Source organism: Mammaliicoccus sp. O-M54 (assembly GCF_022386035.1).
Taxonomy (GTDB): domain Bacteria; phylum Bacillota; class Bacilli; order Staphylococcales; family Staphylococcaceae; genus Mammaliicoccus; species Mammaliicoccus sciuri_A.
On the sequence record NZ_JAJNJE010000001.1, the window covers coordinates 91,143 to 104,234 of the forward strand.

Below are 13,092 nucleotides of genomic sequence, written 5' to 3' on the forward strand. Positions count from 1 at the left end.
ACTCCATAAATATTAAGCTTTATGACCTGCGATTAAGTCTTTTCTTTCTAATAATGTACCACTATTTAATAGGCTTGAACCACGCATCACAACATCTTTGCCATATTTCATACGTATAAAATCTAAATGATTTTCGAGTGTCTCTGTCTTAATTTGATATGGATCATCGAATAAAGATAGTTGCTTAATTTGGTTCGGAATAAATTTACCAAATGATATAGCAATCGTTCTATAAAGTCTGTCCGGTTCTAATCGTTGAGATAAATAATCCCATAATAATTGTGTGATAACATAAGTATTCATGAATCCCGTTTTATTTGTAAATTGCTTCCGCACGCCTCCAACGTCTGCATAACCGACACTCACGCTAATACGTGTAGGGTATAAATTGAGCTTTCTAGAACGGAAATAAACTTCATCTACTTGTTCATTTAATACAGTCTTAAGTTCATTCATACTGTAATCACGCATAAGTATTTGCGACTTACCTAGAGATTTATCATATATACGATGAGGATTTCTAATGACACTTTCATCAATACCATTAGCATGCAAATGAAGGTCAACACCAATAACGCCAAAGTCCCGCTTCAAATATTCCACAGGATAGTTAGCTAAGTGACCAATTGTAAATATCCCTTTCTTATTAAGCTTAGCTTCTGTACGTCGATTGATTCCCCACATGTCTCGTAAAGGTTGAATGGACCAAACTTTAGACGGCACATCTTCATAGCGCCATTCCGATATCCCAAGACTTGTATGCTTAGCATCAATATCCATTGAAAGTTTAGCGAGTAATAAATTAGATCCAATGCCAATCGTGCTACGAATTTGAGTATAATTAAATATACGCTCTTGAAGTTGCATCGCTAATGAAAAGGGAGAATGCGCAAATAAATGATAAGACTCTGATACATCCATAAAGAATTCATCTATACTGTATTGATGAAAATCTTCAGGAGCAACATAATCCAAAGCAATTTTGCTAATCTGTGTTGATAATTGCATATATTTCTTCATAGATGGATTAATAACATAGATATCTTTACGTTGAGGTATTTCATATAAACGAGAACCTGTTTTAATGCCAATTGCTTTTAAAGGTGGTGTAGCTGCCAGGACAACAGAACCTTTACGCTTCGTATCAGCCACAACAGCTAGCTTAGTCGTTAGCGGGTTCAAACCTTTTTCAATACATGAAACAGACGCAAAGAAACTCTTTAAATCCACACATAAAATATCCCGATTTAGACAATAACTGTAGTCATACATAAAAATCACCCTAGTCATATTGTACTTTTATTATACGAACATACGTTCTATTTTGTAAAGTATAAACTTGTGTAAAAGCACAATATATTATCATATGATGATTATGACGTATTAGATTAAGACTTTAAATCTTGCCATTCTTCTCGTAAAAGCCCCATTCTAATAGAGTCGTAATAAGTCCCGTTATAATATCTTACTTTTCTAATTCTAGCTTCCATCGTCATACCAAGACGTTCTCCAATTTTGATCATCCCTTTATTTCCTGACCAAGTTGTATAACCAACGCGAACAATATCTAAAGTATTGAATAAATGATCAATCCACATACGCATGACATTAGTGCCAATGCCTTTACCCCAATTATCACACTGATAGATTGAAATACCCATCTCTAGCCATTTAGAAGGTTCATGTTCCCAATAATAAGAGACTGTACCAATAACTTCGTTGTTGTATATCACAGCCCATCTATTCGGAACATTGATCCAATCATCTTTTTGAAGTAAAAAATCATCATACGACATAGCATGGTGAGGAAAATAAGGCGCATCCCATAACTTCCATTCAGGATTTGAATCTTTAAAAGCCATCTGCCATATACTATTTAAATCTTCTAATTTAATAGGTCTAATACGTAATTCGCGATTTTTACCCATGTTATCCCTCAGTTCTGTATAAAATAATTAAAATTATTTTATCATGTGAATTGGAAAAATTATACTTATTTCAGTTTTACAGTTTTTGACAATTATATTCACTAATTATAAAATATAAAAAAGAGAGGTGCTCATTATGTCAGAATATGTTACGAGAAATGAATTTGAACAATTGCTCTGATTTAAGCTAGTATTAATAGATACATTAATTTACTAACAAAAGAGGGATATGATGAGTAAATATTTTATTGGAATTGTACCACCTGAACCTATGTATAGTACGGTACTTAACTTACAACATCAATATATGGATAGAATAGGTGTAGAACCACATATTACTTTAAAAGCTCAAAGTAATTTAACAATAGATGAAAATTGGATAGAAGATATTACTAATTTGATTAATCATACTTCTAAATTTACTGTAACACCAAAACAAACAGATTATTTTGGTAAAGAAGTATTATACGTGTCATTTGATTCATTAGAAATTCATGACTTACATCAACAAATAGTGGGATTATTAAATGTTACAAAGGAAATGCAACAAAAGTATTTTGAAGGGGATTTATATGTACCACATTTAACTGTTGGTAAACAAAGTTATGGAGATGACATTAGTACTGGAAATAATATAAATAATTTGTTGAACATGGAAAAAGAATTGAATCAGAAAGATATATTTAAACCATTTCAAGTGAATGAGGTTTATATTTATAAATATGTAAATAATAAGTATGTTCGCCTAAAGAAAGTTGGATTGAAAGATTAAAATTGATAAATACATTTTTTAGAATCTAAATTTACTAATTATAAAATATAAAAAAGAGAGGTGCTCATTATGTCAGAATATATTAGGTGTGTTTTAATAAGAGAGACTTAATCTTACAAAATTGTAAGCTTAGAAGCCTGTTGTGACAACAATGTTAGGACTATTTCAAGTGAGATGATGCTATCATTTTACTTGAAAGGAGAGATAACATTGAAAGGTTTATTAAAAGGTATTGTTTTTCTAATTATATTTGTCATTTTATGTTGTTGTTTATTAATCGTTATATTTAGTACATCTGGCTCAAGTGAGATTAAAGGTGTATCAGATCAATTAAATCCATTTATGAAAGAGAAATACGCTTATGTAAAGACAAAGCTACCTGATGCTGTTGAAGAACATAATATTAGAAGATATAAGCAAGATATTGTAGATGAAGATGGTAAACGTACGAAGGTGGAATTTATATCATCAGATGAGCTTAAAACAAATCACTATTTAAAAATTAAGCATAAAGGGACACATGTGGAATCATTTGAAGAAGTTGATAAAAGTGAAATACCAAAGAAAGCTCTAAACGCTATAGAATAGAGGGAACGAGATAATCAAATTATCTCGTTCTTTTTTTACTTGTAATAAATATTTAATATAACGAAATATTCTTCAAGTATATTAATTAATTATAGTTTGTAATACAATATAAAAATAAAATATAAGGGGGATTATTATGAAGTACAAGTTTGGAACAGCAATAATTTTGACGACAAGTGTATTATTTGCTCAATCTGTTGGATATATCAATGCAGAAGAACATCAAAGTGAACAAACAGCGAACACAAGCAAATCGATTAGTTTTGAACAAGCACAAAAGATGAACCCGAAAGAATTAACAGGCTTGTTAACGGATGAAGATCTCAAATTACATAATAAAGATGCAGAAGAAAATTCTACAGAAATAGAATCCAATCAACATACAAATGAAGCTTATCAAGATGTTAATAATTATATTGCTAAAAATAATATTAAGCCGTCCACAATTACACAAGATTCTAGAATGGATAGTTTGCCGAAATATGACTATAAATCAGATAAGTTTATCGGTGTGATTATTCATGAAACAGCTAATCCTGATAGCACAATAGATGAAGAAATCAATTACATGTATAACAATTATGAAAGTGCGTTTGTTCATGCTTATGCAAGTAGTAGTAAAATTGTTCAAACAGCATCTAGTGATTATTTAGCTTGGGGTGCAGGCGCAAAAGCTAATCCATATTTCTATCAAATAGAATTGGCTCAATCTAGTACATTTGACCAGTTTGCGAAATCAGTCAATAATCAAGCATATTTAACTGCGAAAATGTTACACAAAAATGGACTGAAACCATCATTAGCCGATAATAATGAAGGAACAGGTACAGTTATCAGCCACAATGCCATTAGTCAGTATTATGGTGGAACAGACCATACAGATCCAATCAATTACTTTAGTCAGTGGGGCTATGATATGGATCAATTTTATAGTCTCGTTCAAAAGCATTATAATGATTTAAATGAAACAAGTGACACTATTACAGGCGATACACATACTGTTGTTTCTGGAGATACGTTGTATAATATCTCTCAAAGAAGCGGCGTAAGTGTAGCTAAACTTAAATCATTAAATAATTTAAGTTCAAATGATATAAGCATAGGACAAGTATTGAAACTGAAATAATTAAAAACACCTCTAAAGTGCAAGCGTTACTGTAACTTTAGAGGTGTTTCTTTATTTAAATTTAGGTATCAATTTAATATAGAATAGTTCACCAATAAGCTCGACAAGTGTTTGTGTGACGACAACAGTTGTCACAATTGTTGACCATTTGTCTGGTAGAGATAAAGCTAATGGCAAGACAACTAACGCATTTCTTGTGCTAGAACTAAAAGCAATCGTGCGTTTTAAATCTGAAGGTAAAGCAAAGATTTTACCAGAAAGATAACCAATAAAAGGCGCAATGATCATAAAACAAATGTAAACAGGAACAACTATCCATACGACGTGTAAATCATTAAATATTTTTGAAATTTGAGAGCCTATAACCGTCATTAATACGAGTCCCATAAAAGGAACAGGCAACCATTCTGATAAAGATAAAATGTTCGACATAGCATCGGACTTTTTACTTAAAATCTGCATGAAAATTGCTATGAATAAAGGTACTAGAATAAGGTATACAAAAGTCTTTAGAAAAGGTATAAAATCTATGTAATCCGAGAAATCTTGGTTTAAAAATATAAGAAAATATATCGGTAATAAGATGATTTGTAGAATAAATAAAATAGGTGTAGCAATCAACATAAAGCTTTCATTTCCATGACCTAACTTCGTAAAAACAATCACATAATCAATACAAGGTGTCAGTAAAACTAAGTAAATGCCGATTAGAAGCGGTGTAGAAGTAATATGAAATGCTGTGACAATTAGAAAAACAAGAATAGGAATAAAGATAAAATTAGAAATAATAAGTGCTACAAGAAATTTAAAATTTGATACCTTTTGACGTAAAGATAAAAAAGGAATTTGCGCAAACATACTAAACAATAGAATCGCAATTAAAATAGAAATAAAAGGTTCAAAAATAAGACTAGCATGGTCAAACAATAAACCGAAACCTACGCCCATCATAATAAATAAAAGATATATATAAATTTGTTTATCCTCTAAAAAAGATTTCAAGTACGACATCATAACCTCCTGTAAATCGCTTAATATAAATCATAGTATGAAGTAGAAATTAATTCAATTGAATAAAAAGATAATGAATATTGTTATAATATGATTACTAATACTATATTTATTGATATTTGTAAGGGGATAGACACATGAAATCTATTTTTATGATGGATGAACTAAATGATATGGAAGAAACTCGAAAAACAGCAAAATATTTTATAGATAAAATTGAAAATTATATTGATATTCTGAAAAAAGATTACGAATTAAATGACATGCCAGAACACGTCATATGGACAAGTGATTATGTAATGACACACGTATTTAAGAAGAAGGTACCAGCGTTTACAAATGAAAAAGGTATATTTATGAATATTGAAAAAGAAAGTTGGATGACCTTTTTAAATGGTCAAATCAAAAGTGACATGTCAGAAACGACTCAAAACATATTTAATAACTATTTAGAAAAAGAAATATTATGCATATTAGGTCATGAAATTACGCACCATTGCGACTTCTTTTTAACAGAATTTGATGATCTTGACTTAACATCAGATGACTTGTGGTTTGAAGAAGGATTGGTTACTTTCTTACCAAGGTATTATTTATATAATGACAAAGAATTTAAAGAAATCGTACAGTATGAAACAGAATTATTTAATTATTACAAATCAAAATATGATGAAAATAATTTAGAATCATTCACATATGAAATTTATAAAAGTAATGATAATGCATATGTCATGTTTCATTACTGGAAAAGCTTTTTAGCAATAGTTGATTTAGTTGAAAACTACTATGAAGGCAACATCCATAAGGTGATCAAAGAATATCAACAATGGAATAAAGAAGGAAAAAAACAAAAATTAAGTGAATACCTATTTAGGAAATAAGGGAGTGAGATAATGGATAGTTTGACAGAGCAACAAAGATTATTATGTGAAGAAGTGTTGTCGAAACCTTTATTTGCCCATTTATCTACTGTAGAAAAATGTGAGCCAAGAGAATCTCCAGTATGGTTCATTTGGGATAATAAATCATTATGGTTTATTGGAAACTATAAGACGGATTCTTTTCCAAAGAGAATAGAAGAAAATGGGAAATGTGCAATAGGCATTGTAGAATATGATGTAACAAAAGGAATTGTTAAGCATATAGGATTTAGAGGTAATGCATACTTAGAAAAGGCAGATAATAAGATTATAAAAAAATTATTCCATAAATATATGGGTGAAGAAAATAACTGGCATCCGAGATTTAAATCAGTACTTGGTAATACTGATTATGTATTGATTAGATTTGAATATCAAACAATAGTAGCAAGAGACCAATCATACTAATAATTACAAGAAGAAGCGGTGGAAAAAGTGTTGGAAGATATTAATTTTAAAGAATAACAAAGACTTTTCAACAAAAAAATTTAAAATTCACCTATCCTTTTTATAGCAACCAGGTTAACGCTTTCATACTTTAGCATAATATTGATTTATTTCGAAAACTGAAACAAAATAGATGAAATATTAGCTGAGATGTTCTATTATGTACAAATATGATAGTGAATAAATCAAGGGAGTAATGAAAATGGAAAGTTTTATATTTAGCGTTATTGGAGTTGTAGTATTAATAGCTTTTATTGTGATGTTAGGCACGACGGTTGTTAAAGCGATTAGAGATACTAGGTTCAGGATTCCGTTGCTAAGTACCATTATATTATTCTTTTTAACTTTAGGTTGTGCTGTTGGAATTGTTTCAACTGAACCTGTCCAAGATAATCATTCAAAAATTAAGTTCGATGATCACGTAGCAGAAGCACAAGCGAATGAATATGTTCAGAAAAAAATGAACCATTCTAAAGAGATTAATTATGACAAGTATAATAATGAAACATATAGCCATAACGAATTGTTAAAAATCACAAATGCTAAGGTTGAGAAAATTAGCCATAGTGAAGCTGGTGATAAAATCGTTGAAGTTACAAAAGGTAGTGGGGACGATAAAGTGTCATATTATATTATAGATTATGATCATAAAAAACTTGAAGAAGGCGAGAGCTATACTTTTTATGGTAAAGAAGATTTGAAATATGATGCAAACAGCCAATTACATGGATTTAATGTATGGAAAGTTGAATAGAGATAAGCAGAGTCTAAGACACATTACGTTGTCTTAGGCTCTATTTTTTCGATTGTCATTATCAATTCTAAATGAAAAATAAAAATTTGCTCTTGCCAAATAAAAATTCATGTATTATAGTTAAAACGTAGTCATTACGATTTACCTCCGGAAATGAGATGGCTACTTTACTTACTTAATATACGATTTCAAAAGAGTGAGACTTCAATTGCCGTCTCACTCTTTATATCTAATGATTTATTTCAAAAATTTTAAATGTAAAAGGAGTATATAAAATGGCGAAGAAGTCAAAAATAGCAAAAGAACAAAAAAGAATTCAAATGGTTGAAAAATACCGTGAAAAACGTGAAGAATTAAAAGCTAATAAAGATTACGAAGGTTTGAAAAAATTACCGAGAGACGCTTCTCCTACACGTATTACGCGTAGATGCCAAGTGACTGGCAGACCTAGAGGTGTATATAGAAAATTCGGTATGTCTAGAATTGCTTTAAGAGAATACGCACATAAAGGTCAAATACCTGGATTGAAAAAATCAAGTTGGTAAGATTTTTTGTTTATATGGGATAAATAGATAGAAGGTAGGGGAAATGTGTTGAATAAAATACCAGTTACAGTGTTGAGTGGTTATTTAGGATCTGGAAAGACAACACTGCTCAATAATATTTTGAAAAATAGAGAAGGATTAAAAATTGCAGTCATTGTAAATGATATGAGTGAAATTAATATAGATAAAGATTTAGTCATACAAGGCGGAGGTATTTCACGAACTGACGAAAAATTAGTAGAATTATCGAATGGCTGTATTTGCTGTACTTTAAGAGAAGACTTATTAATAGAAGTCGAAAAGATAGCTAAACGAGGAGATGTCGATCAAATCGTAATAGAATCAACTGGTATTTCAGAGCCGGTACCTGTTGCCCAAACTTTCTCATATATAGATGATGAATTAGGCATTGATTTAACTAGTATATGTCGTTTAGATACGATGGTTACAGTTGTAGATGCACATAGATTTGTACATGATATGTATTCTGAGGATTTGTTGAAAGATAGAGACCAAGGTGTCAGTGAAGAGGATGAACGTTCTATTTCAGACTTGTTGATTGACCAAATTGAATTTTGTGATGTACTTATATTAAATAAAGCTGATTTAGTAGACGAAAAGGATTTAAAGCAATTGGAAATCGTTTTGAAAAAATTACAGCCTAAAGCGAAATTTATCAAGACGAGTTATGCAGATGTGCCGCTTCAAGAAGTGCTCAATACAGGTTTATTTAATTTTGAAGATGCAAGTCAATCAGCTGGGTGGATTAAAGAACTAACAGAAGGTGGTCATGCGCATCATACGCCAGAAACTGAAGAATATGGTATATCATCATTTGTCTACAAGAGAAGACTGCCATTTCATGCAGAAAGATTTAATCAATGGATGGAAAATATGCCAACGAATATTATAAGAGCTAAAGGTATCGTGTGGTTAGCTCAATATAATCACGTAGCATGTCTATTTTCTCAGGCAGGTTCTTTTGTAAATATTCATCCAATTACATTCTGGGTTGATGCAATGAAAGAAGAAGCGAAACAAGAAATCTTTGCATCTAGACCAGAAATTAAAGCTGATTGGGATCCAGAATATGGCGACAGAGAAACACAATTTGTCATTATCGGTAGTGACTTAAATAAAGAAGAAATTACAAAAGCATTAGATCAATGCTTATTGAATTCAGAAGAAATCGATGCAGATTGGACAAAGTTAAAAGAACCTTACCAATGGCAACTATCAACAGTATAAGTTAAAAGCATGAGCATAAGTAACTGCTCATGCTTTTTTGTATGCATAAAAATATCTACGACCTCCCAATATGAGATGCTTAATGTTATGATATTAAATAACTAAATTGTAACTAAAAAGGAGTCATTACAATGATATTAGAAACGGAAAGAATTAAACTCGTACCCCCAGCATATACATATCTTGAAAAATTATTTGAAGTCCATCATGATCCTGCAAATCAAAAATACAACCCAGCAGGTCCAGCAACAACAATAGAAGCTTTTAGAGAAACATTAGATCAATGGATTAAACATTATGAAGACCATGGATTTGGATATTACGTCTTGATTAAGAAAGATCACTATCTCCCGTTTGGCGTATGTGGGTTGCAGTATAAAGAAATATTAGGACAAACATATTTGAATATTTACTATCGAATTGAAGCTGCAGAAACAAAACAAGGACTCGTATCAGAAGCAAGTAGAAAAATAATCGAGCACGTCAAAGAATTAACAAATAACCAATATAAAATCGTAGCATTAACTAAAAAAGAAAACACACCTTCAATAAAGACAGCAGAAAAATTAGAATTCAAACATAACCCAGAACTAGATAATTACGACGGAGAAGGCAACGTGTATTACTTTAGTGAATAAGGAGTGGTGGGATGGAAGTAAGGTTGAGTGATTTTAATAAAGATTGGAGAAATATGTATTTAGAAGAATGTAGAATAATTAAATCTATATTAGAAGATGAAGTTATTAGGTTTGAACACTTTGGTAGTACATCAATTGAAGGTATGAAAGCAAAACCAGTTATAGATATGATGGTAATTGTAAATAATATAGAAAAAATTGATTTATTTGATGATGAGTTTTTGAGTAGAGGTTACGATTTGGCTGGAGAATGGGGAATAAAAGGAAGAAGACTCATTCGAAAGGGAGGAATTAATCGAACACATCATATACATATTTATGAACAAAGTAACCCTGAAATAGACAGACATTTAATATTACGAGATTATCTAAGAGAAAATAGAGAAATGGCTATAGAATATAGTAACTATAAAGCAAAATTAGCTGAAGAATATAATGAAACAGCTAGTTATAGTAAAGCAAAAAAATCATATGTTAAAAATTTAGAACAACAAGCAATCAGGTGGTATAAAGGAAAATAAAGGAGTGGTGGGATGGAAGTAAGGTTACTAAATAAAAATGATGTAAATGCATTTAGAAGTCTTAGGTTACTAAGTTTGCAGACAGATCCATCTGCATTTGCGTCTTTATATGATATTGAAATAAACTATCCAGTTAATAAATTTGAACAGCGATTAGAATGTAGTGATACAAAATTTACAATAGGTGGTTTTGAAGATGATAACCTAGTTTGTGTAGCTACTTTTTATAGAGAAGCGGTTAAGAAGATGCATCATAAAGGAAATTTAGTGGCGATGTATTGTCATCCTGATTATCGAGGTACAGGTATTGCTGAGAAAGTAGTCAATAAATTGATTATTGAAGCATCCAAGTTAACAGGTTTAAAATATATTGATTTAAGTGTCCTTTCTAATAATCAACGCGCAGTAGAATTTTATAATAAAGTCGGATTTGACAAATATGCTACTGAACCTAATGCAATATTAGATGGAAAAGATTATTATGATGAAGACATGATGAGATATGAAATAGAGTGAAGAGAATGGATCGAGAAATATGGACCGATAAAAAAATTTACCGGTCCAGAAATGAGAAATATAGACGGATAAAATAAATTACCGGTCCAGAAATAAGAAATATGGACCGATACGAAAAATTATCGGTCCAGAAATGAAAAATATGGACCGATAAAAATAATTATCGGTCCAGAAACGAGATTACCAGTCCGATAAAAAAATAGCGACCCGAAAACGGGATTACCAGGTCGATAAAATAATTTATCGGCCCGAAAATTGTAAAAAGCTGAATTGTCCATAAGACGATTCAGCTTTTTTCATTTTCTCCGCTTCTACACACTACGTAACAGTTCGTTATTGTTGCTATATTAAATTAATCGAACATAATCAATTGAATATTCAAAATATTATGATAGAATAAACACAATTAAACATTATCAAACAAGAAAAGGGGATTGATTTGATGAAAAATATTTATAAAGTGGGGATTTATGTATTAGTGTTAGCGTTATTTTTAGCTGGTTGTAGTAGTGGCGGGGATAGTGATGGTGCGAGTGGTGATTCAAAGGATACGCTACGTTTAATTGCACCGTCTGATTTAACGACATTAGATTCTAGTTTGGCTGTTGAAGCTGGTGCTTTTGAAGTAATGAATGCGACACAAGAGGGGTTATATCGTTTGGACAAAGATGATAAAGCAGAACCAGCAATCGCAACTGGTGATCCTAAAAAATCAAATGATGGGAAGACTTGGACATTTAATTTAAGAAAAGACGCGAAATGGTCTAATGGAGATCCTATTACTGCGCATGATTTCGTTTATTCATGGAGAAGGGTTGTAGATCCAAAGACGGCATCAGAATATGCATACATCATGTATGATATTAAAAATGCTGAAGCGATTAACAAAAGTGAGAAAAAACCTGAAGAATTAGGTGTGAAAGCAATTGATGACCATACTTTACAGTTAACGCTCAATCAAGAGTTACCTTATTATAAAGAGCTATTAACGTTTGGAACATTCATGCCATTGAATGAAAAGTTTGTTAAAAAGCAAGGCAGTAAGTATGGAACGACTGTTGATAAGACGTTATATAGTGGACCGTTTGTAATGAAGAGTTGGAAAGTTGAAGATAATTACTCGCTTAAGAAAAACAAACATTATTGGGATAAAGATCATGTCTCACTTAAAGGCATTAATTATAGAGTCATTAAAGACGAACAAACGGCACTCAATTTATATAATAATGATAAAGTGGATACAACAGAATTAAGTTCTCAAAACGTCGAATCTAACAAAGATAAAGAAGGCTTTGATACGAATTTAGAATCTGCTACTTATTATATTCAAATTAATACGCAAACGAATAAAGACTTACAAAATAAAGATTTACGTGCTGCGCTCGCTCAAGCAATCGATAAAAAATCTTACGTAGAACATAATTTAAATGATGGTTCGAAACCGATAGATACATTTACACCTGAAAAAGTATTTACTAATGAGAAAAAAGAAGATTATAACAAGTTAGTCAATGCACCTTATACGTATGATGTTAAACAAGCACAAGCTTCATTGAAAAAAGCTAAAAAAGCATTAGGTAAAGATAAAATAGATATAGAATTTTTAACATTTGATCAAGATAATGCTAAAAAAGATGCAGAGTATTTTAAAGAACAAGTTGAAAAACATTTACCTGGTGTAACAATGTCGATTAAACAACAACCGAACAAACAGAAAATAGCACTGACTAAAAAAGGTGATTATGATGTAGCAATTACAGGTTGGGGACCAGATTATCCAGATCCAATGACGTTTTTAGATTTATTCCATAGTGAAACAACTAAAGGTGAAACGGGATATAGTAACCCTGAATACGACAAAATTATCAACGAAGGTAAATCTTCATTACTTCAAGATCCAGACAAGAGATGGAAAGAACTCGCTAGAGGAGAAGAAATGTTATTGAATGATGCAATGGTTATCCCGCTTTATCAAAAAGGTAAAGCAAGATTAACAAAAAAAGAAGTTCACGGTCGTATCATTCATTACGTAGGTACGAAAGAGTACAAACATGTAAAATTAGATAGATAATTTATAT

General features: G+C 31.0%; 15 protein-coding genes. 12 read left to right on the forward strand and 3 right to left on the reverse strand.

All coding sequences use genetic code 11. The features are described 5' to 3' along the window. Positions 1-12 precede the first annotated feature (12 nt). Both LQ673_RS00445 and LQ673_RS00450 read right to left on the reverse strand, forming a co-directional pair. Entirely contained in the window at positions 13-1,272 is a 1,260-nt protein-coding gene (locus tag LQ673_RS00445; RefSeq protein ID WP_126476625.1) for a Y-family DNA polymerase, read from the reverse strand. Between the two features lie 116 nt (positions 1,273-1,388). Next, positions 1,389-1,928, reverse strand: a complete 540-nt coding sequence (locus tag LQ673_RS00450; protein ID WP_191836551.1) for a GNAT family N-acetyltransferase — start codon at positions 1,926-1,928, stop codon at positions 1,389-1,391. 232 nt (positions 1,929-2,160) lie between these two features. Here LQ673_RS00450 and LQ673_RS00455 point away from each other — a divergent pair, with 232 nt between their 5' ends. From LQ673_RS00455 to LQ673_RS00465, 3 genes are all read left to right on the forward strand, one after another. Further along, a complete protein-coding gene (locus LQ673_RS00455) occupies positions 2,161-2,700 on the forward strand; it encodes a 2'-5' RNA ligase family protein (RefSeq protein WP_159315280.1) in 540 nt (179 codons plus the stop codon). Between the two features lie 210 nt (positions 2,701-2,910). Then, a complete protein-coding gene (locus tag LQ673_RS00460; RefSeq protein WP_159315279.1) occupies positions 2,911-3,288 on the forward strand; it encodes a YxeA family protein in 378 nt (125 codons plus the stop codon). 136 nt (positions 3,289-3,424) lie between these two features. Then, positions 3,425-4,414 (forward strand): LysM peptidoglycan-binding domain-containing protein, encoded by a 990-nt coding sequence (locus LQ673_RS00465; protein ID WP_126476623.1) that lies wholly within the window; start codon positions 3,425-3,427, stop codon positions 4,412-4,414. Positions 4,415-4,465: 51 nt separating this feature from the next. On the opposite strand, the gene LQ673_RS00470 is transcribed toward LQ673_RS00465, so the two are convergent. Beyond that, entirely contained in the window at positions 4,466-5,425 is a 960-nt protein-coding gene (locus LQ673_RS00470; RefSeq protein WP_191836552.1) for an arsenic resistance protein, read from the reverse strand. Positions 5,426-5,562: 137 nt separating this feature from the next. On the opposite strand from LQ673_RS00470, the gene LQ673_RS00475 reads away from it, so the two are divergent. The 9 genes from LQ673_RS00475 to LQ673_RS00515 all read left to right on the forward strand — a co-directional run bounded on the left by LQ673_RS00475 (position 5,563) and on the right by LQ673_RS00515 (position 13,085). Beyond that, positions 5,563-6,306: a hypothetical protein gene (locus LQ673_RS00475; protein WP_191836553.1), complete on the forward strand. Its 744-nt coding sequence runs from the start codon at positions 5,563-5,565 to the stop codon at positions 6,304-6,306. 12 nt (positions 6,307-6,318) lie between these two features. Beyond that, positions 6,319-6,753 carry a pyridoxamine 5'-phosphate oxidase family protein gene (locus LQ673_RS00480; protein WP_159315275.1) on the forward strand — a complete coding sequence of 145 codons (435 nt, stop codon included), beginning with the start codon at positions 6,319-6,321 and terminating at the stop codon, positions 6,751-6,753. 241 nt (positions 6,754-6,994) lie between these two features. Then, positions 6,995-7,546, forward strand: a complete 552-nt coding sequence (locus tag LQ673_RS00485) for a hypothetical protein (protein ID WP_103361532.1) — start codon at positions 6,995-6,997, stop codon at positions 7,544-7,546. A gap of 275 nt (positions 7,547-7,821) precedes the next feature. Further along, positions 7,822-8,091, forward strand: a complete 270-nt coding sequence (gene rpsN, locus LQ673_RS00490; protein WP_025904347.1) for a 30S ribosomal protein S14 — start codon at positions 7,822-7,824, stop codon at positions 8,089-8,091. A 48-nt stretch (positions 8,092-8,139) separates the two neighbouring features. Continuing rightward, on the forward strand, positions 8,140-9,339 hold the full coding sequence (locus LQ673_RS00495; RefSeq protein ID WP_191836554.1) for a GTP-binding protein: 1,200 nt from the start codon (positions 8,140-8,142) through the stop codon (positions 9,337-9,339). Between the two features lie 131 nt (positions 9,340-9,470). After that, positions 9,471-9,977 carry a GNAT family N-acetyltransferase gene (locus tag LQ673_RS00500; protein WP_191836555.1) on the forward strand — a complete coding sequence of 169 codons (507 nt, stop codon included), beginning with the start codon at positions 9,471-9,473 and terminating at the stop codon, positions 9,975-9,977. 11 nt (positions 9,978-9,988) lie between these two features. After that, positions 9,989-10,498 (forward strand): GrpB family protein, encoded by a 510-nt coding sequence (locus tag LQ673_RS00505; RefSeq protein ID WP_191836556.1) that lies wholly within the window; start codon positions 9,989-9,991, stop codon positions 10,496-10,498. A gap of 12 nt (positions 10,499-10,510) precedes the next feature. Beyond that, on the forward strand, positions 10,511-11,014 hold the full coding sequence (locus tag LQ673_RS00510) for a GNAT family N-acetyltransferase (RefSeq protein WP_191836557.1): 504 nt from the start codon (positions 10,511-10,513) through the stop codon (positions 11,012-11,014). A 442-nt stretch (positions 11,015-11,456) separates the two neighbouring features. Then, entirely contained in the window at positions 11,457-13,085 is a 1,629-nt protein-coding gene (locus tag LQ673_RS00515) for a peptide ABC transporter substrate-binding protein (RefSeq protein ID WP_191836558.1), read from the forward strand. The last annotated feature ends 7 nt before the right edge of the window (positions 13,086-13,092 follow it).